17 protein-coding genes are annotated in these 22,371 nt (G+C 71.7%); 12 read left to right on the forward strand and 5 right to left on the reverse strand.

Annotation, left to right across the window (positions count from 1 at the left end):
• The first annotated feature begins 78 nt into the window (after window positions 1-78).
• The 5 genes from WME75_RS28760 (at window position 79) to WME75_RS28780 (ending at window position 5,982) form a co-directional block, all read left to right on the forward strand.
• Window positions 79-1,743 (forward strand): serine hydrolase domain-containing protein, encoded by a 1,665-nt coding sequence (locus tag WME75_RS28760; RefSeq protein WP_437477602.1) that lies wholly within the window; start codon window positions 79-81, stop codon window positions 1,741-1,743.
• 253 nt (window positions 1,744-1,996) lie between these two features.
• Window positions 1,997-2,575: a hypothetical protein gene (locus WME75_RS28765; RefSeq protein WP_437477605.1), complete on the forward strand. Its 579-nt coding sequence runs from the start codon at window positions 1,997-1,999 to the stop codon at window positions 2,573-2,575.
• Between the two features lie 399 nt (window positions 2,576-2,974).
• Window positions 2,975-4,237: a glucose-1-phosphate adenylyltransferase gene (gene glgC / locus WME75_RS28770; RefSeq protein WP_437477608.1), complete on the forward strand. Its 1,263-nt coding sequence runs from the start codon at window positions 2,975-2,977 to the stop codon at window positions 4,235-4,237.
• A 301-nt stretch (window positions 4,238-4,538) separates the two neighbouring features.
• Window positions 4,539-5,573, forward strand: coding sequence for an aspartate-semialdehyde dehydrogenase (locus WME75_RS28775; protein ID WP_437477611.1), 1,035 nt, complete (start codon window positions 4,539-4,541; stop codon window positions 5,571-5,573).
• 34 nt (window positions 5,574-5,607) lie between these two features.
• Window positions 5,608-5,982: a DUF4406 domain-containing protein gene (locus WME75_RS28780; RefSeq protein WP_437477614.1), complete on the forward strand. Its 375-nt coding sequence runs from the start codon at window positions 5,608-5,610 to the stop codon at window positions 5,980-5,982.
• Between the two features lie 31 nt (window positions 5,983-6,013).
• Here WME75_RS28780 and WME75_RS28785 read toward each other — a convergent pair whose 3' ends face one another.
• Both WME75_RS28785 and WME75_RS28790 read right to left on the reverse strand, forming a co-directional pair.
• Complete coding sequence (locus WME75_RS28785) at window positions 6,014-7,021, reverse strand: hypothetical protein (protein ID WP_437477617.1); 1,008 nt, start codon at window positions 7,019-7,021, stop codon at window positions 6,014-6,016.
• 269 nt (window positions 7,022-7,290) lie between these two features.
• A complete protein-coding gene (locus WME75_RS28790) occupies window positions 7,291-8,226 on the reverse strand; it encodes a LysR family transcriptional regulator (RefSeq protein WP_437477619.1) in 936 nt (311 codons plus the stop codon).
• A 199-nt stretch (window positions 8,227-8,425) separates the two neighbouring features.
• On the opposite strand from WME75_RS28790, the gene WME75_RS28795 reads away from it, so the two are divergent.
• On the forward strand, window positions 8,426-8,881 hold the full coding sequence (locus tag WME75_RS28795; protein ID WP_437477622.1) for a DoxX family protein: 456 nt from the start codon (window positions 8,426-8,428) through the stop codon (window positions 8,879-8,881).
• 53 nt (window positions 8,882-8,934) lie between these two features.
• Here WME75_RS28795 and WME75_RS28800 read toward each other — a convergent pair whose 3' ends face one another.
• On the reverse strand, window positions 8,935-10,455 hold the full coding sequence (locus tag WME75_RS28800; RefSeq protein WP_437477625.1) for a hypothetical protein: 1,521 nt from the start codon (window positions 10,453-10,455) through the stop codon (window positions 8,935-8,937).
• Window positions 10,456-10,961: 506 nt separating this feature from the next.
• Here WME75_RS28800 and WME75_RS28805 point away from each other — a divergent pair.
• Together WME75_RS28805 and WME75_RS28810 are read left to right on the forward strand one after the other, a co-directional pair.
• On the forward strand, window positions 10,962-16,370 hold the full coding sequence (locus tag WME75_RS28805; RefSeq protein ID WP_437477628.1) for a trifunctional serine/threonine-protein kinase/ATP-binding protein/sensor histidine kinase: 5,409 nt from the start codon (window positions 10,962-10,964) through the stop codon (window positions 16,368-16,370).
• A gap of 15 nt (window positions 16,371-16,385) precedes the next feature.
• The gene (locus WME75_RS28810; protein ID WP_437477629.1) at window positions 16,386-16,883 is read left to right on the forward strand and encodes a response regulator; all 498 of its coding nucleotides are present in this window, start codon (window positions 16,386-16,388) and stop codon (window positions 16,881-16,883) included.
• Between the two features lie 21 nt (window positions 16,884-16,904).
• Here WME75_RS28810 and WME75_RS28815 read toward each other — a convergent pair whose 3' ends face one another.
• On the reverse strand, window positions 16,905-18,053 hold the full coding sequence (locus tag WME75_RS28815; protein WP_437477632.1) for a glycoside hydrolase family 16 protein: 1,149 nt from the start codon (window positions 18,051-18,053) through the stop codon (window positions 16,905-16,907).
• Between the two features lie 161 nt (window positions 18,054-18,214).
• On the reverse strand, window positions 18,215-18,370 hold the full coding sequence (locus WME75_RS28820; protein WP_437477635.1) for a hypothetical protein: 156 nt from the start codon (window positions 18,368-18,370) through the stop codon (window positions 18,215-18,217).
• Window positions 18,371-18,457: 87 nt separating this feature from the next.
• Here WME75_RS28820 and WME75_RS28825 point away from each other — a divergent pair, with 87 nt between their 5' ends.
• The 4 genes from WME75_RS28825 (at window position 18,458) to WME75_RS28840 (ending at window position 22,244) form a co-directional block, all read left to right on the forward strand.
• Window positions 18,458-19,573, forward strand: coding sequence for a GIY-YIG nuclease family protein (locus WME75_RS28825; protein ID WP_437477636.1), 1,116 nt, complete (start codon window positions 18,458-18,460; stop codon window positions 19,571-19,573).
• Between the two features lie 91 nt (window positions 19,574-19,664).
• Window positions 19,665-20,153: a MarR family winged helix-turn-helix transcriptional regulator gene (locus WME75_RS28830; RefSeq protein WP_437477639.1), complete on the forward strand. Its 489-nt coding sequence runs from the start codon at window positions 19,665-19,667 to the stop codon at window positions 20,151-20,153.
• 22 nt (window positions 20,154-20,175) lie between these two features.
• On the forward strand, window positions 20,176-20,895 hold the full coding sequence (locus WME75_RS28835; protein ID WP_437477642.1) for an acetolactate decarboxylase: 720 nt from the start codon (window positions 20,176-20,178) through the stop codon (window positions 20,893-20,895).
• A gap of 209 nt (window positions 20,896-21,104) precedes the next feature.
• Window positions 21,105-22,244: a P1 family peptidase gene (locus WME75_RS28840; protein WP_437477645.1), complete on the forward strand. Its 1,140-nt coding sequence runs from the start codon at window positions 21,105-21,107 to the stop codon at window positions 22,242-22,244.
• The last annotated feature ends 127 nt before the right edge of the window (window positions 22,245-22,371 follow it).

Consider the following 22,371-nt stretch of genomic DNA (forward strand, 5'->3'; position numbering starts at 1 on the left):
GGTCGAGAACGGAAACCGCGCGCCTGCTGCTTTCGAATTGTCGGATCGTGATTGAGGAGCGACAATCACGGTTCCGCCTTGAGGACGATTGACAGCAAGCTCGCCGTCCGCTTCGCGGCGGCCGCCTTCTCCGTGTCGCTCCCGCTCCTCGGCGGGTGCGCGTCGACCGCGCCCGCGCCCGCGCCGCGGGCCGTCCGGCCTGCGGCCCCCGCGCCGCTCCTCCAGCGCTTTGCCAGCGAGCCCGCGCCGGCGCCGCGCTTCCTCGATCCGGAGCGCGGGCGGAGGCTCCGCGCGGCGACGCCCGACGTGCAGGCGCTGGCGCAGCGCACCGCCGAGAGGGAGCGCCTGCCCGCCCTGGCGCTCGGCGTCGTCATCGACGAGGAGCTCGCGATCCAGCAGGTGATCGGCGTGCGCGACGTCACGCTGGGCGGAGCGGTCGACGAGCACACGCGCTTCCGCATCGGCTCCATCACGAAGGCGCTCACCGCGGCGGCGATCCTGCGGCTCCGCGACGAAGGGCGGCTGTCGATCGACGCCCCGGCCGCGCGCTACCTGCCCGCGCTCGCCGGCGTCGTCTACCCGACGCGCGACTCGCGGCCGATGACGGTCCGCGACCTGCTCACGCACAGCTCCGGCCTGCCCCGGCTCGGCGTGTTCTCCCCCGCGTCGACGGCGCGCGACGTCACCGAGCGCGAGATCCTGGCCACGCTCGACGGCTTCGGGCTCGAGAGCGCGCCCGGCACCGAGACGTCCTACTCGAACCTCGGCTACTCGCTCCTCGGGCTGCTCGTCGGGCGCGCCGCCGGGGTGCCGTACCGGCGCTACATGAGCGACGCGCTGCTCGCGCCGCTCGGCATGCGCGACACCGCGTGGGACGCCTCGCAGGTGCCGGCCGGCGCGCTCGCGTCGCCGCACGCGCGCGGCGCCGGCGGCGCGGTGACGCCGATCCAGCCGTGGCGGCTCGGCGCCTCCGAGTCGACCGCGGGTCTCTACGCGAGCCTCTCCGACATGGGTCGATTCATCGGGCTCCAGCTCGCCGCCTGGCCCGCCCGCGACGCGCCCGAGGCCGGGGTCCTGCGGCGGAGCACCGTGCGCGAGTCGCACATGATGGCGCGCAACGGCTCGGCGTTCCCGGCGGCCGGCGGCGCCGACGGCCCGGGGCTCGGCTGGCACGTGCGCGAGGACTGCGACCTCGGCCACGTGGTCTTCCACAACGGCCTCATCGATGGATTCTCCGCCTCGGTGATGCTCCTCCCGCAGCGCGGCGTCGGCGTTGTCGCGCTCGCCAACGTGGCCGGCGCCGATCTCGAGTCGCTCAACACGAAGGTGCTCGGCAGGCTCGTGGCGACCGGCGCCATGGTCGCGCGCGTCGTCCCGCCCTCCCCGTCGGTGCGGCGCGCGGCGCAGGCGGTCGCCTCGGTCATCGGTCGAGCGCGGACGGACCTGCTCGATCGCAGGCTCCGGCCCGGCTGGTTCCCCGACGATCACCTCGCGTCGCTGCGGCAGGAGCTGCGCGACGTCGGCGCGAGGGTGGGCCCGTGCGCGCTCGACGGCTCGGCGATGGTGGAGAGCGCCACGTCGGCGCGCTTCGGCCTGCGCTGCGAGCGCGGCGCGCTCTCGGTGGCGGTGCGCGTCGACACCTCGCCGGACCCGCTGATCACCTCGTTCAGCGTCGAGGAGCAGACGGGGGCGATCGCCTGGGAAGGCGTGCGCTCGCGCGCCCGCCCGTCGCGCTGCCGCTGAGCTCGCCGGCGGCCCCGGCCATCGCGCCACACCTGTGGCAGAGCGCCGCCACACGAACGCCCGGCAGAGCTCGCGATGGCGCGGTGAGGAAGCCCCCTGTTTTCCGGGGCTGTCATGCGGCTGGCTCGCCTCGTGCATTGGGCCGCCAGCGCTCACACCCACGGATTGCCGTTGTCCACGAGACTCGAGACAACGGCGCTCGTTTCAGCGCGCTACCAGGCCCGTCTCGGGCGGTGGCGAGGAGATGGATCACATGCGAACTCTCGTTCACTCTCTTGCCCTCTCGACCCTGCTCGCTCTCGCCGGATTCGGCTGCTCCAGCAACTCGCCGCCTGCGCAGAGCCCTGCTGGCGCCAGCGCCCCGGGCACCACGGAAGGAACGCAGGCGCCGTGGGGCTCGGACGCGAGCGGGGCCGGGACGAACGCGGGCACGGGCGCCGGGATGAGCGGCGCCACGGGAGCTCCGGGGGCCGGCACCAGCACGGGTCAGCCCTCGATGGGCGGTATGGGCTCCGACACGAGCGCTGGACAGGGGGCTGCCCCGACGGAGATGGGTCCCGGCGGGGCCGGCACCGGCGACATGACGGGCACCGGGGCCCCGGGCACCGGCAGCAGCGCGACGGGCACCGGGACCACGGGCACCGACGCCGGCGTCCCCGGCGGCTTCCGCGGCGACACGAGCAGCGGCACGCAGTCGCCCACGACGGGCCCGCAGCAGGGCAATTCGCCGAACAAGAAGGGTGGAACGCCCGGCACCGGCACCGGCACCCAGAGCCCGGGCGCGGGCCCCGGCACCACGGGCAGCGCCCCGGGCTCCGGCGGCACGCGCTGATCCGGCGGAGCTGCCGCCGTCCTCGCCCACGTCCTCGCACTCGCACGACGGCCCGCGCGCCCGCAGGAACGACGCGACGCCCCGGTAGCGGGCGCGCCGAGCCAGACACGCCATGAAGGACGAGATCGCCAAGGCGCGAGGAGTCCCCGAGACTCCCTTTTCTCGGCGTCCTTGCCGCATTGGCGGCTTGTCACGCTCTCGTCCGATCACCGCCCTGGCGCGGCGGCGGCAGCGCCGGAGCCCGCCGCGCCACCTGCCCTGAGATCACCCGCAGATCGCGAGGGTTGCAACCACCTCGCGCAGCATGGTATTCGGCTCGACCGATCCCGAGGATCGGCTAGTCTAGTCGCGCCCATCGCTCCGGACGTCGAACCGTCCCCCTCACCTGCGGAGGTCCGCTTGAAGCACAACGACGTGGTGGTCTTGATCCTCGGCGGAGGCGTCGGTAAGCGCCTCTACCCGCTCACCAAGCTGCGCTCGAAGCCAGCCGTCCCGACCGGCGGCAAGTACCGACTGGTCGACATCCCGATCAGCAACTGCCTCAACTCGGGCTTCAATCGCATTCACATCCTCACGCAGTACAACTCGGTCTCGCTCCACAACCACATCACGCAGACGTATCGATTCGACGTCTTCTCCGCGGGCGCGGTGCAGATCCTCGCCGCCGAGCAGACGCCGAACCACAGCGACTGGTACCTGGGCACCGCCGACGCGGTCCGCAAGCAGCTGGGCGAGGTCAAGTCGCCGAACCCGCGCGACGTCATGATCCTCTCGGGCGACCACCTCTACCGCATGGACTACGAGCCTTTCCTCGAGCACCACCGCGAGACCCGGGCCGACGTCACGCTCGCCGTGCGGCCCGTCCCGACCGCCGAGGTGTCGCGCCTCGGCATCGTGGACACCGACGACAGCGGGCGGGTGATCAAGTTCGTCGAGAAGCCGAAGGAGATGAAGCTGCTCGACGGCGTGCGGCGGTTGCCCGATCCGAAGTACCCGTGGCTCGCCTCGATGGGCGTCTACATCTTCAGCGCGAAGGCGCTCTACGAGATGCTCGAGCGCGACAACGCCTCCGATTTCGGCAACCACATCCTGCCCCGCGCGCTCGACAGCCACCGGATGGTGACCTACACGTTCGACGGGTACTGGGAGGACATCGGCACGATCCGGAGCTATTACGAGGCCAGCCTCGCCCTCACCGACACAAATCCTCCGTTCTCCTTCTACGATCCGCAGCGGCCGATCTACACCCGCCCGCAGTTCTTCCCCCCGGCCCACGTCAGCGCCGGCTCGGTCCTCGACCAGGTGCTCCTCGCCGAGGGGAGCCGGATCATCGAGTCGAAGATCTCCCGGTCGATCGTGGGGCAGCTCTCCTCGATCGGGCCTCACGTCACGATGGCGAACACGGTCATGATGGGCGCGGACTACGAGTTCCTGTTCCAGGCCCAGGGCCCCGAGAGCAGCAGGGGTCTCCCGCCCATCGGCATCGGCCGGGGGTGCAGGATCGACGGCGCGATCATCGACAAGAACGCGCGCATCGGCGAGGGGGTGGTGATCCGCAACATCCCCGATCGCGAGGACTCCGACGCCGAGTACTACGCGGCCCGGGAGGGCATCGTCGTCGTCCCGAAGAACGCCGTCGTGCCCCCGGGCACGGTCATCTGAGAGACCGCCCCCTCCGCCCCGCGGAGCCGGCGGCGCGCTCGCCCGCGCAGGTCGGCGCCGCCGCGCCCGCGCGTCCGTACCAACCCGCCGCGATGCCGCCCGGCATGGCGCTCTGCGCCGTCGGGGGCGCCATCGCCCCGCCATCCGTCGATCCCGGGCGATCCCGGGGCGATCCCGGTCGATGCGCGCCCCTCCGGGGCCTGCGGCGCCGGCGCGCGGGTGGCCCCTGCGCGGGCGCCCTGCCGCGCCCGCCCACTTGGCCCCTCGTCGGCTGGGCCCCGGTCTGGTAAAGAGCGCTCTTATGCGAATCTGCATCCTCGGCGCTACGGGCCTCGTCGGTCGCGAAACCATCACCCTCATCGCGCGGGCCTGGCCCGGCGCGACGCTCGCCCTCTTCGCGAGCCGCGACCAGGAGCTCACCCTGGACGGCAAGTCGTACGAGGTGCTCAGCGCGTCGCGGCTCGAGACGCAGGACGCGCCCCGCGGGGACCTCGCGTTCGTGGCCCTGGATGACGAGCACAGCAAGCGGTACGTGCCGCGGCTGCTCGACCTCGGGCACCGCGTGATCGACAAGAGCAACACGTTCCGCGCCGACCCGAAGGTGCCGCTCGTCACCGCGGGGGTGAACTCGAGCCTCGTCGACGACTCGGTCCGGCTCGTGGCCAATCCGAACTGCACGACCATCCCGCTCACGCTGGCGCTCTCGCCCCTGCGCCGGGAGTTCGGGCTGAGCGCGGTCACGGTGAGCACCTACCAGGCGGTGAGCGGCGCCGGCATCGCCGCCCTCGACGCGTTCATCGCGGACGCGCGCGACGGCTACCAGGCCCTCGACCGGCTAGGCCTCCCGTTCAAGCTCGCGGGCTACGCCGCCAACACCGTCCCGCACAACGGCGGCACCGACGAGAGCGGCTTCTCCTCGGAGGAGCGGAAGCTCATCTTCGAGAGCCGCAAGATCCTGGGCATGCCCGAGCTCGGCGTCTCGGCGCAGTGCTGCCGCGTCGCCGTCGCGGTGGGCCATTACGAGAACGCGTGGGTGACGTTCGAGCGCCCGGTGGACCTCGAGCGCGTCGCGAGCCTCCTGAGCGATCCGGCGCAGGCGCCCTATGTGAAGCACCTCCCCGGCGCCGCGGGCGAGGGCCTGAGCGCGCTCCACTGCGTGCAGGACCGCGACCGCGCGCTGGTCGGGCGGATCCGCCCGGACGCGCGGGACCGCGACCGGAAGAGCGTGTGCCTCACGGTGGTCGGGGACAACCTGCGGCTCGGCGCGGCCACGAACGCGGTCCGCGTCGCGACGCGCTGGTTCAAGAGCGCCGATCAGGACCTGCAGGCCCCGTGACCGACACGCGATCTCCCCGGGAGGACTCGAGACGATGACGACCCCCAAGCCGCTCATGATCCTCGTCGCCGGGCCCTATCGCTCCGGCACCAACGATGACCCCGTCCTGATCGCCGCCAACGTTCACGCCATGAACGACATGGCCGTTCGCCTGTTTCGCGCCGGCCATCTCCCCGTCCTGGGCGAGTGGTTCGCGCTGCCGCTCATCGAGCACGCCGGGTCGCGCGAGATCGGCGACGAGATCTTCAACGAGATCTTCCACCCCGTCGCCCGCCGGCTCGTCGCCCGCTGCGACGCTTGCCTGCGGATCGGCGGCGCCTCGAAGGGAGCCGACGAGATGGTCGAGCTGTCCCGCTCCATGGGCAAACAGATCTTCTTCAGCCTGGACGAAGTGCCGAGCTGCGGCTAGCCGCGCGGGGGCCCGCGGCGGCGCGGCCTCTTCATGGCGCCACCGCCGGCCAGCCGGCGCCGACGGGGAGCGCCTGCACGTCGGGGAACAGCAGGTAACCGCGCTTCCCGTCCCGCGTCTGCCTGTGCGGCGGCGACGGCGCGGCCGCGGCGACGCTCGCGCGCACGGCGCGCCCGAGCGCGGTCGCGCCGTCGAGCGCCTGGCTGAGCGCGGCCAGCGCCTGCGCCAGCTCGGAGAGCGGCGCATCGCCCGACGTGCCCCGCGCGACGAGCGCGTCGATCTCGCGGCTCCGCACCCCGAAGTCCGACGGCAGCGGGTGCGCGCGCGGCGCCCTGAGCGCGGCGTCGAGGAGCTGGCGCTTCGCCGCGGCGCCCGCATCGCCGAAGCCCACGACGAGCTCGAAGAGCGCCGACGCGACGCCGAAGCCGGGCTCGAGGCCCTCGCGGCCCTGGATCAGGAAGGCCGCGATCCCGAGATCGTCGAGGTACTCGATCCCCGTATAGCTCGGCGTCGCCGAGCGCTCCGTCTCGGGCAGGGGCGGCGCGACGCGCACCTCGCCGCTCTCGAACACGACGACGCGCGCGTACGTGAAGCCGGCGTGCGGCACCGCGAGCCGCACGCGCGCGAGCTGCGCGGCGACCTCGGCCGCCGCGCCGATCTCGAGGCGCGCGCCCGGCAGGTAGCGCGCGAGGCCCGCCAGCGTCATGCCCGCCGCGTCGGGCCAGGGGCAGACCGCGACGTGGCGCGGCGCGGCCTCCGCCTCGCCCGGCGCGCACACGCGCTCCAGCCCGAACGAGGTGGGCGCGACGAGCGGCGGCCGCTGGCCCTCCACCCGCCGCAGGTCACCGAACAGCCAGGCGCGGTTCTCCCCGTGGTGCTCGGGCGCGAGCATCCGCGCGCCGACGAGCAGCGCAACGGTGCCCCCGGCGCGCGCGAGCCAGGCCTCGGGCACCGAGAGGTGCTCGTACAGGTAGGCCTCGACGATGAGCTGCCATTCGCGGGGCGGCTCGGGCGGGAGGGACGCAGCGGTTCGGTACATGGCGGGTGCGAGGCCTCGGAGAACAGCATGCTCGGCCCCGGATCCACGCGCAAAGCGGGCGAGCGCGAGAGATAGCGTATCCAAGCCGGGACCGCCGCGAAACACGGCCATGCGCCGCTGCCGCCGATGGGCGCGCGCTCCGCCAGAGGCATCATCATTATCCATCTCCGGCGTGCCCGACGCGCGGCGCCCGCGCGAGATCGCCGCTCCCCTGCCCCATGACAACGCCGCGCCGCCGCTCGGCGGGTGGTGGCGCGCGGGCGCCCCGGTCACGCGAGCCGCTTCACCCAGGCCAGGACGAAGTCGCGGAACACGGCCACGTTCCGCGCCACGTGCCGCGCGCTCGGATAGACGAGGTACACGGCCCCCGCGCGCTGCGACCACTCGGGCAGCACATGGACGAGGCGCCCGCTCGCCAGGTCGGCCGCGGCGAAGGCGCGCGGGAGCGGACCGATGCCGCCCCCCGCGCGGAGCACCGCGCGGATGAGCTGGACGTTGTCGGTGGCGATGCGCCCGGTCGACATCGCGTCGCGCACCGAGCGCGCGTCGTCGACCGGCCACTGGCCGCGCCGGGCGTTCGGGACGAACACCACCCGCTCGTGGTCGACAAGCTCGTCGAACGCGCGGGGCAGGCCGCGGCGCGCGAGGTACGAAGGCGCGGCGAAGAGCTGCAGGTGCGAGTCGAGCAGCTTGCGCGCGACAAGCGAGGAGTCCGGGAGCTCGAGCGTCGCCCGGATCGCGACGTCGAAGCCCTCGCGCAGCAGGTCGACCCGGCGCGAGGACAGGTCCACATCCACGGAGAGCAGCGGATACCGCGCGCAGAACTCGACGAGCAGGTCGCCCACGAAGGACTCGCCGCCGTCGGGCGGCGCGCTGAGCCGGATCAGGCCCTGCGGCTGGCCCTGGTAGGCGTCGAGCGCCAGCGCCGCGTCGCGGAGGCCGGCGATGTGGGGCGCCACGTCGCCGAAGAAGCGGCGGCCCGCCTCGGTCAGCCCGACGGCGCGCGGCGACCGGTGGAGGAGCCGCACCTTGAGGCCCTCCTCCAGGCGCGTCACCGCGCGGCTCACCGTCGACTTCGGGACCCCGAGCTGCGCGGCCGCGGCCGTGAACGAGCCGAGCTCCGCCACCCTGGCGAACGCGGCGATCTCGTCGAGCTGGGGCGATCGGGGCGACTGCGCTCGGGCGGCCGTGCGGGGACCGGGCATGCGGGGACCTCACGAGGGTTGGGCGGCTTCGGTCGGGCGCTCGATCAGGTCGCGAAGGCAGGCAGGTCGCGAAGGTAGGTTGCGAAGACGCAACGCTGAGTTGAGCCGTTGCACAATAGCACCGGGTTCGGCGAGCGCCCATAGAGAGGGGGCGGGCGCTCCGAGCCGGAGAGCCCGCCTCACCTCCGCGAGGCTCATCATGAACATCGTCAAGCGTTTCGCTCCCGCCGCTGCCCGCACCCTCCTCGGGCTCGTGTTCTTCGTCTTCGGGCTGAACGGCTTCTTGCAGTTCCTGCCGCAACCCCCGGCGCCCGAGGCCGCCGCCAGCTTCGGGGCCGCGCTGGCCGCGACCGGCTACATGTTCCCGCTGATCAAGGGGACCGAGGTCGTCGCGGGCGCCCTGCTGCTCTCGAACCGCTACGTCCCGCTCGCGCTGGCGCTCCTCGCGCCCATCGTCGTGAACATCGTCGCATTCCACACCTTCCTCACGCCGCCCAACCCGGCCGCCTGGCTCATCCTCGCCCTCGAGCTCTACCTCGCCTTCGCCTACCGCGCGGCGTTCCGCCCGATGCTCGCCGCGCGCGTCGACGCCGGCATCGCGGCGAGCTCCGGCGTGGAGCGCGGCAAGCTCAGCCCCGTCGAGAGCGCCGCCTGAGCCATGGCGCGCCCGCGGCCCGCGTGCGCCGTCTCCAGCGCGCCTTCGTGACGTTACTCGCAGGGCAGGATGCGCAGCACCCGGATCCGGGTGCTCGTGCTGCCCGGCGCCGCGAAGGCCACGCTTCCGTCGGGGAATGCGACGAAATCCTGATATCGATTGCCGAGCACGTCGACCTCCAGCGGCTCGCCTTCGGCCTCCCCTGTGGCGCGATCGCGCGTCTGCACGTACAGCGCGCGCTCCGGATCGTTGCGGGCGATATCGCCGGCGCGCGGGGTGCTCTCCCAGGCCGCGAGCAGGCGCGAGCCGCCGTAGGCGGCCAGGTGCGGGGCGCGGTGGTTCAGGCCGCCGCCGTCGGCGATCGTGATGTCCTTGTCCGCGGCGCCGTCGGTGAAGTGGAGCAGCCGCACGTCCGCGAGCCCGTTCGAGCCCGCCGGCTGGCCCGGGCGGATATCGCTCGCCGTGAGCCAGTAGCCGCCGCCATTCGCCGTCACGAGGTTCCCCAGGTTCGAGTAGGCGAGATCGACCGGAGCGATGGTCGTGTAATCGGGCGCGAGCGCGATACGATTGTTGTTGTCGGTCTTGCACACCGTCACGAACTTGCCGGCGCTGGGGTCCCAGAGGATGCGCTCGTAGCCGCTGTGGCTGCAGCCCCAGTCGAAGCCGTCCCTCTGCAGCTCCCCGCCGGCGTCGACGACCTTCATGCGATCGCCCTGGTGGATGTTGATGCACCCCCCTTGCGAGACGCTGATCGCGGCGCCGAAATAGCCCGCATAGCGCGCGCCGTCGAAGGCGATGCGGCCGTGGTGGGCGTACCACCAGATCATGAACACGCTGGGACCGGTGGGGCCGGTCGAGTAGGGCGGCAGCGCGGCGCTCGAGCTGGTGAGCTTGGTCGCCCAGGTCTCGCGCGCGCCGTCGAAGCGGACCATGTACATGTCGTGACAGGGGACCGGGGGGGACGGCGGCGTGCCGCACAGGTTCGCCGGTACGCCGCAATTCAATGTTCCGCCGCCCTCGGCATCGCGGGTGAGCAGCAGCACGCCGCCCGCGTCATCGGCGAGCAGATCGGAGAGGTCGTTCGCCGGCAGGCCGAGCGAGGGGCCCATGGCCTGATCACCTGCGTCGAGCTGGACGACGTGGACCTGATCGTCGTCGCTCATCCATGCGAGGCGCGACCCGCCGGACGGCATTGGCGAGATGACGAGCGGCATCAGCGCGGCCTCGTCCTCGTTGTTGATCACGCGGATTCCGACGTCGATCTCGGTGATACGGATACGGTCCTGGGTGACGCCGCACGCGCCTGGCCCAGGATCGCCGCCCGCGCCGCCGCCGCTCGCGCTCGACGCCCCCGCGCCGCCGCCGCTCGCGCTCGACGCCCCCGCGCCGCCGCCGCTCGCGCTCGACGCCCCCGCGCCGCCGCCGCTCGCGCTCGACGCCCCCGCGCCGCCGCCGCTCGCGCTCGACGCCCCCGCGCCGCCGCCGCTCGCCGTCGAGCCCGACTCTCCAGTGCAGCCCGCGGGCAAGGCGACGAGAATCAGTGACCAGGCGACTCGCATGCATCGTATCGACATGGCATCACGCTACGTCCCACATGCATTGTGACGCAAGCATTCCATGAAGAGCAGAAATGTTCCGGCGACTCTCCCCTTCGCTGTCGCGCCCAGCCGCTCCGAGGTCAATTCCTCCGGAACGCCATGACACGACGACGGCCACCGGCTCCCCGCCGAACGGCGCCGTCAAAGGCGCCAGACGCACAGGTTCACCCACGTCGTAGCCGCTCCCCTGCACGGTCGGGATGTGCGGGCAGCGTGCTCCTCCCCTGGCGGCTCGCCACCGTCGGTGTGCGAGCTCTCCTCTCCATGCGGCTCGTCGCCCCCTCGGCCTGTCCGGAGACCTCGCCTACCTGGATACCGCGGCATCACCTTGGACCAGAACAGGCATCGAGGACAGACATCCACGCACCCTCCCGCGGCGAGATTCGTCCTGTTGCAACGTGTCTTCGTGGTATCATCCCGGACACAACAGCCGCCGGCCACGCCGTGCCGCCAGGGCACGTCCACGTCAGTCAAGGGGTGAGATGCTGACGATCTCCGGTTATCAAACGGTCGCCAAGATCTACGAGAGCGGCAATTCGCTCGTCTACCGAGGCCGGTGCGCCGGCCACGAGCGCCCCGTCATCCTCAAGCTCTTGCGCTCAGATTATCCCAGCCAGACGGAGCTCACGCGCTACAGGCATGAATACGCGGTGCTCCGCAACCTGCGTGCGCCGGGCGTCGTCGGGGCGCTCGACCTGTGCCGGAACGAGAGAGGGCTCCTCCTCGTCCTCGAGGACTTCGGAGGCCACTCGCTGGCGCACCACCTGCAGAGCGGCCGGTTCGACGCCGCGGACTTCCTCCCGCTCGCGATCGGGATCACGCGCGCCCTTCACGATGTCCATGAAGGCGGAATTATACACAAGGATATCAATCCGTCCAACATCGTAGTCAACCGCGAGGCGGGTACGGTCAAGATCATCGACTTCGGCATCTCGACGCGGCTCGCGCGGGAGGAGCTGTCGAGCAAGAGCCCCGCCGTGATCGAGGGGACCCTCGCCTACATCTCTCCCGAGCAGACCGGCCGCATGAACCGGTCGCTCGACCATCGCACCGATCTCTACTCGCTCGGCGCCACCTTCTACGAGCTCCTCACGGGCGCCCCGCCCTTCGGCGCGGCGGACGCCATGGAGCTCGTGCACTGCCACATCGCCCTCGATCCCACCCCGCCGCGCGCGCGGTGCCCGAGCGTACCGGAGGCCCTGTCGGACGTCGTGATGAAGCTCATGGCGAAGTCGGCCGAGGACCGTTACCAGAGCACGGCGGGCCTCCTCCACGACCTGGAGGAGTGCCAGCGGCGCCTCGACGCCGCGGGCGAGATCGCCCCGTTCCCGCTGGGCCGCGCCGACGCCTCCGGCGACCTCCGCATCCCGCAGCAGCTCTATGGACGCCAGCACGAGGTAGAGGCGCTGCTCGAGGCGTTCGATCGCGTCGCGCGCGGCGGCACCGAGCTGATGCTCATCGCCGGGTACTCGGGGGTCGGCAAGTCCGCGCTGGCGCACGAGCTGTACAAGCCGATCACCGGGGCGCACGGGTACTTCGTCGCCGGCAAGTACGACCAGCTGAAGCGGAGCACCCCGTACACCGCGATCACCAGCGCGTTCCGCGACCTCGTGCGGCAGATCGTGGCCGAGCCCGAGGCGCAGTTCGCGCTGTGGCGCTCGAAGATCAAGGCGGCGCTCGGGGTGAACGGGCAAGTCCTCGTCGACGTGATCCCGGAGATCGAGCTCATCGTGGGCGAGCAGCCGCCCGTCCAGGCGCTCGGGCCCGCCGAGTCCCAGAACCGCTTCGTGCGCGTCCTCCAGAACTTCGTCCGCGTGTTCTGCGACGCCGAGCGCCCGCTGGCCGTCTTCCTCGACGACCTGCAGTGGGCCGACGCGGCGTCGCTCCGGGTCATCGAGCTCCTGATGACGGACGCCGGGCTGCGCGGGCTGCTCGTGATCGGCGCCTACCGCGACAACGAGGTCGGGGCCGCTCACCCGCTCTCGACCGCGCTCGCCGCCCTGCGACGCGAGGGGGCCGTCGTGCGCGAGATCTCCCCGGGGCCGCTCGGCACCGAGATGGTCTGCCGGATGCTCGGGGACGCGCTGCGCGCCGAGGCCGCGGCGGTCATGCCGCTCGGCGCGCTTATCGCGCGGAAGACCGGCGGCAACCCGTTCTTCGTCAACGAGTTCCTCCGCACGCTGCACCAGACCGGATGCCTGCGGTACGACGCCGGCCGCGCGGCGTGGACCTGGGACGTCGCGACCATCGAGTCCAGGAACATCACGGACAACGTGGTCGACCTGATGATCGGCAGGCTCCGCGGGCTCCCGGCGGACACGCAGCGAGCGCTCATGTCGGCGTCGTGCCTCGGCAACCGCTTCGATCTGGGCAGGCTCGCCGTCATCCTCGAGGAGACGCGCGGCGAGGCCCACCGGCACCTCCTGCCCGCGCTGCACGAGGGCCTCATCGTCCCGCTGTCGCCGATGGAGCCCGCGGCCCCGGACGATCTCGGCGCGCCGCTCGTCTTCCCGGACTACAGGTTCCTCCACGATCGCGTCCAGCAGGCCGCCTACGCCATGATCGAGGACGACGAGCGCAGCGGCCTCCACGCCAACATCGGCCGGCTCCTTTTGCAGAGCCTGGACGGGCGCGACCCCGAGGAGGAGGTCTTCGACATCGTCTACCACCTGAACCGCGGCGCCGACCTGCTGAGCGACGCCGGCGAGCGGCGGCGCCTCGCGGAGCTGAACCTCCTCGCGGGCCGGCGCGCGCTGCTCTCCGCCGCCTTCGACGCCGCGCGGGGCTACTTCGCCGAGGGCCTCGCGCTCCTGCCCGCGGGCGCGTGGCAGAGCGATCACGCGCTGACGAGCGCGCTGCACCTCGGCGCCGCCGAGGCCGCGTGCATGAACGTCGACTGGCGCGCCATGAAGGAGCTCGTGGACGCGGCCCTGGGCGAGATCCGCGACGTGATGAGCAGGAGCAAGCTCTACGAGCTCCTGATCCTCTATCACCACACCCAGGCGGAGTTCCGCCAGGCCGTGGACACCGCCGTGGAGGCGCTCGCGCAGCTCGGCGAGGCGTTCCCCGCGAGCCCCGGCACGCAGGACTTCCTCGACGCGTACACGAAGACGACGGGGCAGGTCGCCGAGCTCGGCCTCGCGCGCCTCGGCCAGCTCCCCCCGATGACGGCGGCCCCGAAGCAGGCGGCGCTGGTGATCCTCCGGCGCGCGATCTATGCGTCTTATTTCGCCGCGCCGGAGATGCTCGGGCTCTTCATCTGCCGCGCGCTCGACCTGACGATGGATCACGGCGAGTCGCCGCTCTCGTCCTACGCGCTCGCGGCGTTCAGCGCCCTCGTCAACGCCGGCGTGGGCGACATCAAGATGGGGTCCCGGTTCGGCGAGCTGGCGATCGAGGTGCACAGGCGCCGGGACCAGCCGCTCTACAAGGCGAGCGTCTACAACTTCTATTACGGGCTCTCGCGGCACTTCTACCGCCCGGCCCGCGAGAGCCAGGCGCCGCTCATCGAGGGGTACCTGAGCTACGCCGAGAACGGCGACGCCGAGAGCGCCACGTACTGTCTGATCAACGCCTTCGTCTGCGGCGCCGTCTCCGGGCAGAACCTCTTCGAGCTCGAGTCGATGTTCGAGAGGTACATCGAGGAGGTCTTCAAGTTCAAGCAAGAGCAGGTCATCAACCAGCTCAGCGTGTGGCGGCAGGTCATCCGGAACCTCACCGGCAGGTCCGAGCTCGGGGCGAAGATCAAGGGAGAGTTCTTCGACGCCGAGCAGGCGCTCCCCGGCCTGTACGCGACGGGGAACTTCAACACGGTCAACTACATCCATACGGCGCAGGCCATGCTCTATTTCGTCTTCGGCGAATACGAGCTCGCTTACAAGCACGCTGCCGAGACGGAGCCGACCCTCGGCGCGAGCACGGGCAAGGTGTTCACGCCGCTGCACACCTTCTATTACTCCCTCGCCATGACGGCGCTCTACCCGGCGGCCTCGCCCGAAGACAAGGAGCGCTATCGCGCCAAGGTGTCGGAGAACCAGGCGAAGCTCAAGTCGCTGTCCGAGACGTGCGCCGAGAACTTCCTGCACCGGTACCTGCTCGTCGAGGCCGAGCTCGCGCGGCTCGACGGCCGCGTGGCCGAGGCCCTGGACCTGTACGACCGCGCCATCGCGTCCGCGTCGGAGCACGACTACGTGAACGAGGCCGCGGTGGCCTGCGAGCTGGCGGGCCGGTTCTGGCTCGCGCAGGGGAAAGAGAAGCTCGCGCGCGTGTACCTCGCGGACGCGAGCTACAATTACAGCCTCTGGGGCGCCGCCCGCAAGGCGCAGGACCTGGCGGAGCGGTATCCAGAGCTCGCCCCGCGCGAGGCGGTGTCGCAGCGATCGCCGGAGGTCGCGTCCTCGCGGGCGTTCGTCACGACGACCTCGCTCGGCGCGTCCCGCCTCGACCTGCGGACGGTGCTGAAGGCCGCGCAGGCGATCTCCGGGGAGATCGTGCTCGACCGGCTCCTCGTCAAGCTCATGTCGGTCGCCATGGAGAACGCCGGCGCCCAGCGCGGCTGCCTCGTGCTCCACGACAGCGACGGGTTGCGGGTCGAGGCCGAGGTCGACTGGACCGACGGCCGCGACGACGCGCGCTTCCCGGGGCTGCTCCTGGACCAGGCGACGGCGCACGATCGCCCGCTCGTCTCGGCCGGGATCGTGCAGTACGTGGCGCGGACGGGCGAGAGCGTCGTCCTCGCCGACGCCTCGACAGACAGGCAGTTCCAGCGCGACGACTACGTCGCGCTTCGCCGCCCGAGGTCGGTGCTTTGCGCGCCCCTCATCCACCACAGCGGCCTTTACGGGGCCATCTACCTCGAGAACAACACAGCGACCGGCACGTTCACCCAGGATCGGCTGGAGCTCCTCACGATGCTGTCCTCGCAGATGGCGATATCCATCGAGAACGCGAAGCTCTACACCGGCGTGGAGCAGAAGGTCCGAGAGCGCACGGCGGAGCTCGAGGAGGCCCACGCGACGATCGTCCGGCTGGAGCGCGAGGCGGTCGAGAACCAGATGGCGGGCGGCTTCGCGCACGAGATGCGCAATGCCCTCTCGGGGGCCGCGATGGTGCTCGGGTCGGTGACCCAGGGCGGCCAGACGCTGTGCGCGAAGAACGCGGCCCGGCTCGGTGAGCTCTTCGACCTGCTCAAGGACGACATCCCCGAGGGCAAGCTCAAGCCGGTCCTCGCCCGGCTGGGCGACATCGAGGAGGCCGAGGAGACGCTGGACAGCGTGCTCTGCATGGTGGGCGACTGCACGGCGCGCGCGCTGAGCGTCACGAACAGCATCCTGGAGTACTCGAAGCTCGGCGTCGCGCTCGCCGGCAACGAGGTCGTGAGCCTCCGCCGCATCGTCGAGTCGGTCGCGGCGCGGCACCGCGACGAGTTCGCGCGCCAGGGCGTGTCGGTCGAGCTCGACCTCCGCGGCGGCTCGGCGGTCCTCGGGTACGAATCGCACTTCGACTCCATCGTGAACAACATCGTCCTGAACGCGCGCGACGCGCTGCTCCTGGTCGGCGACGGCCGCGGCAGGCGGGTGCGGATCGAGACGGTCGATGAGGGGGAGCTCCAGGTCCTCACCGTCAGCGACAACGCGGACGGGATCTCCACCGACGACCTCTCGAAGATCTTCCAGCCGTTCTTCTCGACGAAGCCGACGACCGGCGTGGGTCTGGGGCTCAGCTTCGTCTCTCGCCTCGTGGCGATGTACGGCGGGACAATCGACGTCGACAGCGACGCGGAGCGCGGCACGACGTTCGTCGTCCGGCTCCCGCGCGCGGCGTCCCGCGGACAGTCGCAGCCGGCCGGCGCCAGCGCCAGCCGTATCGAGCTCAACCTCGCCGGGAACTGAAAAGGGGGCGCCAAGATGACATCGGCGAAATTCAGCAGGCGCTTTCGCGGGGCCTCGGACGAGGCGCCGGAGACGCCCCAGAAGGAGCGACCGATCGTGGTCGTGATCGACGACGACCCGCGGATGCGGTCCGCGCTCGCGTTCACGCTGCGGCACGACTACGACGTGCGCCTGTACGCGAACGCTCAGGAGGGCATCGTCGCCGTGACGGAGATGACCAGCCTGGTGATCCTGGACATCCGCATGCCGGGGATCGACGGTCTCACGGCGTACCTGAAGATCAAGGCGCTCTACCCGAAGGTGCCTATCATCTTCTACACCGCGTTCCAGGACATCCTGGAGAAGCAAGATCTGCTCTCGACCCACAAGGCGTTCGGTTATTTCGACAAGAACGGCGACGTGTCGGGGCTCAAGGCGGCGGTGGAGAAGGCCGTCCAGCACCACAGCGTGGTCTCGAGCATGGCGAGCGCGCAGAAGCTCGTGCGCGCGCTCATGCCCCCGGACGACCACTGACCGGCCTTGGGCGAGGAGGGACTACGGCAGGGTGTCCTCGCGGGCGATCGAGGACGCCCGGAAGCCGGCCACCTGCGCGTCCACCTCGGCCTGCGACAGGAGGATATCCTTCGCGAAGTAAACCCAGTCGACGTCCTCGGCGTACGTCCGCGGGGCGGACTCTCCGGCAGCGAGCTCGTCAAACCATAGATTGAAGTCGAGGTGCTGGTTCGTCTCGGGGACGTAGGCGGCGTCGTGCGTGCAAAGCAGCGTGCCTTCGATGTAGTACTGGATGCCTGACTCGGTGATCTGGATGAGGAGCCTCTTCCAGCCCGACTGGTCCCCCGCGACCTGGTTCGATTGCGTGCTCTCCAGCGAGGCCGTCTCCCACGAGGTGAGCCACAACGTGCTCGTGTTGCCCTGTCCCCACCCGCCGTTGGGCATGTACTCGAAATCCTGCTCCGAATAGTTGGGATCGGTCTCGGGGTCGTTGACCCACGGGCTGATCGTGAAGAACGTCTCGACAAGCTTGTCGCCGAGGTGCCGGGTCCCGGTCAGGGGAGTGTTGCTGAATTTCACCCTGGCGGAGTAAGTCCCGAGGCGGAACTTGTCGTCGTTGGACTGGAGCTCCGCGTGCGAGGTGCTCGCGCCGGATCCGCTCGTTGTCGCCTTGAGCCGCAGCAGCCTGTTCGAGGCGAGATCGGGATCGTCGATGAACGACACATTGGACGCCGGCCATTGCGCGCCGGCGACCCCGGGCGCTCCGTCGGTCGTCCGCACCCACCATCGGCTCGTGAGATTGCGATCGGCGATGCCGGTGTACGTGAAATCGTCGAAGAACGCGGCCGAGACCGCGACGCCGGCGCCGCTGCCGCCGTCTCCGCTGCCGCCCTCTCCGCCGGCGCCGCTGCCGCCGTCTCCGCTGCCGCCATCTCCGCCGTCTCCGCTGCCGCCGTCTCCGCCGCCGCTGCCGCCGTCTCCGCCGGCGCCGCTGCCGCCGCCACCTCCGCTGCCGCCGTCTCCGCCGCTGCCGCCGTCTCCGCCGCTGCCGCCGTCTCCGCCGCTGCCGCCATCTCCGCCGCCACCGCCTGCGCCGCCGTCTCCTCCGCTGCCGCCGCCTGCGCCGCTCCCCCCGTCACCGCCGCTGCCCCCGCCACCGACGCCGGTGTCGCTCGTGCAAGCCAGCAGCACCTGCGCCGCAAGAAGCGCCGCCCCCGCAACATGGGCGAAATGCGCACCGCGGGGCGCCCCCGCCGTCGCAGCAACGGTCCTCCGGGATTCGTGATCCATTTCCATCGAGCTTGTTCCCTTCCAGGCCGCGCGTCCCATTCACCGGGATCGAGCGCTGTGCCTCAGCGCTCCCGCAGGTATTTGCGGATGTCGACAGAGACGGCCGCCACGATGATGACGCCCTCGAGGATCTGCTGCCAGTAGGCCGACACCCCGAGGACGACGAGGCCGTTGTCGAGGACCTCGAAGCGGAGCACCTCGGCGCGCTGGGAGACCACCTCGGCGGCCTGGCAGGCTCCACGGCTGCTCGGGCTCCGCGCGGCGCTCCTTGCGCGTCCGCCGCGGCTTCGCAAGACTATCGGGCGATGCCGCGCGCAGCGCTGCTCCCTGCCCGGAAGGGCCCAGGCGATGAAGAGCGGATCGCGCTGCTCCGCGGCCTCGTGCGGGCCGGCGCCGAGAACCGGCCCGGCGTCTACCAGATGGCCGGCGAGGACGGCGCCGTCCTCTACGTCGGCAAATCGAAGCGGGTGCGCACGCGGCTGCTCGGCTACTTCCGCTGCGAGCCCGGGGAGAAGGGCGCCCGCATCCTCCGCGCGACGAGCCACATCGCCTGGGAGTACTGCCCGAGCGAGTTCGCCGCGCTCCTCGCCGAGCTCAGGCTCATCCGGCGGCTGTGGCCGCGCTTCAACGTGGCCATGAAGCGCGATCTCAAGCGCTATTCCTTCATCAAGGTCACGCGCGGACCGGCGCCGAAGCTGCATGTCGTGCGCGGCCCGGCGCGCGATCCGGGCGCCCTCTACTACGGCCCGTTCACGGGCGGGGGCCGCGTCCGCGAGGCCGTGCGCGCGCTCTCCAACGCGCTCGGGCTGCGCGACTGCGCCGAGGACGTGCCGATGCGCTTCGACGACCAGCAGACGCTCTTCTCGCTCGGGCGCCGCACGCCGGGCTGCATTCGCTACGAGATCAAGCGCTGCCTCGGCCCCTGCGTCGCGGGCTGCTCGTCGCGGGACTATGGCGATCGCGTGGCGCTCGCCCGCGCCTTCCTCGAGGGCCGCAGCGAAGGCCCGATCGGCCGATTCCGCGACGAGATGGAGGCCTGCCGCGAGCGCGCCGAGTTCGAGCGCGCCGCCGCCCTGCGCGACCGGATCCAGCGCCTCACGGCCCTCCGCGGCGAGCTCCAGCGGCTCCGCTTCGCCCTCGAGTCGCTCTCGTTCCTCTACACCGTCCCTGGCCACGACGGCGACGACCGCGTCTACCTCGTCCGGCGCGGCAGCGTCCGCGCCGAGGCCCCGGCGCCGCGCTCGGACGACGATCGCCGCGCGCTCGCGCGGCTCGCGGCCGACATCTACGGCCCCCCGGAGCCCGCCGCCGCGCCGGTGCCGCTGAGCGAGATCGACGAGGTGCTGCTGCTCTCGTCGTGGTTCCAGCGCCACCCGGACGAGCTCGCGCGGACGCAGCCCGTCCCGGGGCTCACCGGGTAGCCGACGGCCCGGCGCCGGAGATGGTTGCGCTGCGCAACTTTTCTGCCCGGAGATGGTTGCGCATAGCAACGATCTATGGTTCCCTCGGAGGGTGACCACGAGAGAGCTCCGCTCCGAGGTCCGCGCCTTCGTGCGCGGGTTCGGTCTCCTGGACGAGGAGCGCACGCCGTGCGGCGTCCGGGTGGCGCCGCGCGAGGCCCACGCCCTGACGATCCTCGCGGACGCCGAGCGGGCGGGCGAGCAGCTCTCCCAGAGCGACCTGCGGAGGGCGCTCGGCATCGACAAGAGCAACGTCACCCGGCTGATCCAGCGCCTCCGCGAGGACGGCCGGGTGGAGCAGGACGTCAGCGAGGAGGACGGGCGGGTCCGTCGCCTGCGGCTCACGTCGGCCGGGCGCCGCATGGCGGGGCGCCTGGAGGAGCAGAGCCTGCGGAGGTTCCAGTCGATCCTGGACGCCATTCCCTGCGAGGAGCGCGCCGCCGTGGTGAGCGCGTTGCACGCCTTGAACAGCGCGCTCTCGCGCGTGACCGAGGAGCTGCCCCATGCGAGCGATACGAGCGATGCGAGCGAGTCTGTCTAGCGTTCTTCTCGGAGCTCTCCTGATGTCTCCGATCGCCGCCTGCGCGCCCTCGAGCGAGGCCGCCGAGGGGCCCGCGCCGGGCGCGCCGGCGGCGGTGCCGGTCCGCTCGTTCGGCGCGCTCCGCGCGATCATGCACGAGGGGCAGACGGGGCCCACCGTGCGCATCGGCGATGTCGTGCCGGGCCCGCACGCGTTCGGGATCGGGGCGCTCAGCGAGCTGCGCGGGGAGGTGGCCGTCGTCGACGACGCGATCTGGACCTCCTATGCGCGCGACGACGGGACCCTCGACGTGCGCCCCGCCGGGGCGGAGGAGCGGGCGACGCTCTTCGTGGTGGCGAACGTCGCGCGGTGGCAGGAGGCGACGCTCGACGCCGACGTGCCTGACGGGCAGATCGACGCGCGCATCGAGGCGCTGCTGCGGGAGCGCGGCCTCGACACCGAGAGCGCTGTCCCGGTCCAGGTGCGCGGGGGCTTCCGCGATCTCAGCTGGCATGTCATCGATGGGAGAAAGCTCGCCCCCGGCGGCGGCCACGTGGACCACGTCCAGGCGTCGGTGAGCGGGACGCTCCCCGACGCCGAGGGGACGCTCGTGGGCTTCTTTTCGAAGCGCCACCACGGCGTCTTCACGCACATGGGGTCGAACACGCACTTCCACGTCGTCCTGCCGGAGCGATCGCTGATGGGCCACGTGGACGGCGTGACGCTCGCTCGCGGCGCACGCGTCCTCCTGCCGGCGCCTTGAAGCTTGACCTCGCGCGCCGCCGCGCTCTCTGGCACGGAGCTTGATACCGCATCTCCCCATGAATGCCAGACACCGCTGCCGGCCATCTCCCGTCACCCGGGCGCACGTCGCGGCCGATCGCCTCTCCCCGCCGGGGCGCGATGGCCTGTCCGGTCGAGGCAGGCCGCGCGCCCTTCGCGCCCGGATCCGGGGCACCGGCGAGGGGCGCCGTGCGCGCCCGTGAGCTCGGCGTCGCGCCCGGGATCTTCGACCCGGGCCCGCTGAACGCGATCACCGACGTGGGCGGCGTGCGGGTCGGGCACGCCACGGTCGTCGAGGGCGACGCGATCCGCACCGGCGTCACCGCCGTCCTCCCGCACGGGGCGAACCTCTACCTCGATCGCGTCCCCGCGGCGATCCACGTGGGCAACGGGTTCGGCAAGCTCGTCGGCTCGACGCAGGTCCGCGAGCTGGGCGAGCTGGAGACTCCCCTCCTCCTCACGAGCACGCTTTGCGTGTTCCGGGCGGCGGACGCGCTCGTCGAGTGGATGCTGGCGCAGCCCGGCATGGAGGAAGTCCGCTCGCTCAACCCGGTCGTCGGCGAGACAAACGACGGCGTGCTCAACGCGATCCGGCTCCGGCCGATCACCGCCGAGCACGTGCGCGCGGCGCTCGCCTCGGCGCGCGAAGGGCCCGTGCCGGAGGGCTGCGTCGGCGCGGGCACGGGGACGGTCGCGTTCGGGTGGAAGGGCGGGATCGGCACCGCCTCGCGGGTGCTGCCGGCGTCGCTCGGCGGCGCCTGCACCGGCGTGCTCGTCCAGTCGAACTTCGGCGGCGTGCTGCAGGTGATGGGGGCGCCTGTCGGCGAGGAGCTCGGCCGGTACGCATCTCGGTCGGAGATCGAGCCGAGCCAGGAATCGGACCAGGAATCGAGCCAGGAATCGAGCCAGGAAGTCGAACCGGATCAGGGCGGCGGATCCATCCTCATCGTGATCGCGACCGACGCGCCGCTGTCGGACCGCAACCTCGGACGCCTCGCGGCCCGCGCGATCCTGGGCCTGTCGCGCACCGGCTCCTCCGCCGCAAACGGATCCGGAGACTACGCTGTCGCCTTTTCGACGAGCGCCTCGGTGCGGCGCCCCTCCGGCGCGAAGCGACTCGTGACGACGGAGCTGGCCAACGAGGAGATGTCTGCGCTGTTCCAGGCCGTGATCGAGGCGACCGAAGAGGCCATTTACGACTCGCTCTTCACGGCCGAGACCACCGCGGGGAACGGCCGTACGGTGGAGGCCATTCCGCTGGATCGGGTCCGTGAGGTGCTGTCCAGGTACGGCGTCCCGCGGCGGGACGGCCGCTCCCGGCGGGAGTGACGGGAGGACATCGCAGGCGAGCCGGCGCGAGGGCGCGCCGCCATTTGCCCGTGGCGAAGCGTGGCGCTTTTGGCAACATCTTGTTCCACGCCGACGCCTCGGAGGCCGCTCCGACTTCCGAAGATCT

This window comes from Sorangium sp. So ce1014, assembly GCF_051521505.1.
GTDB lineage: Bacteria > Myxococcota_A > Polyangia > Polyangiales > Polyangiaceae > Sorangium.

Excerpts from the sequence above, each read along its gene's own strand:
- WME75_RS28780 (WP_437477614.1), top strand. The coding sequence starts at position 5,608 with ATGACGACCCCCAAGCCGCTCATGATCCTCGTCGCCGGGCCCTATCGC.
- WME75_RS28775 (WP_437477611.1), top strand. The coding sequence starts at position 4,539 with ATGCGAATCTGCATCCTCGGCGCTACGGGCCTCGTCGGTCGCGAAACC.
- WME75_RS28800 (WP_437477625.1), bottom strand. The coding sequence starts at position 10,455 with ATGTCGATACGATGCATGCGAGTCGCCTGGTCACTGATTCTCGTCGCC.
- WME75_RS28825 (WP_437477636.1), top strand. The coding sequence starts at position 18,458 with ATGCCGCGCGCAGCGCTGCTCCCTGCCCGGAAGGGCCCAGGCGATGAA.
- WME75_RS28790 (WP_437477619.1), bottom strand. The coding sequence starts at position 8,226 with ATGCCCGGTCCCCGCACGGCCGCCCGAGCGCAGTCGCCCCGATCGCCC.
- WME75_RS28810 (WP_437477629.1), top strand. The coding sequence starts at position 16,386 with ATGACATCGGCGAAATTCAGCAGGCGCTTTCGCGGGGCCTCGGACGAG.
- WME75_RS28835 (WP_437477642.1), top strand. The coding sequence starts at position 20,176 with ATGTCTCCGATCGCCGCCTGCGCGCCCTCGAGCGAGGCCGCCGAGGGG.
- WME75_RS28795 (WP_437477622.1), top strand. The coding sequence starts at position 8,426 with ATGAACATCGTCAAGCGTTTCGCTCCCGCCGCTGCCCGCACCCTCCTC.
- WME75_RS28785 (WP_437477617.1), bottom strand. The coding sequence starts at position 7,021 with ATGTACCGAACCGCTGCGTCCCTCCCGCCCGAGCCGCCCCGCGAATGG.
- WME75_RS28765 (WP_437477605.1), top strand. The coding sequence starts at position 1,997 with ATGCGAACTCTCGTTCACTCTCTTGCCCTCTCGACCCTGCTCGCTCTC.
- WME75_RS28805 (WP_437477628.1), top strand. The coding sequence starts at position 10,962 with ATGCTGACGATCTCCGGTTATCAAACGGTCGCCAAGATCTACGAGAGC.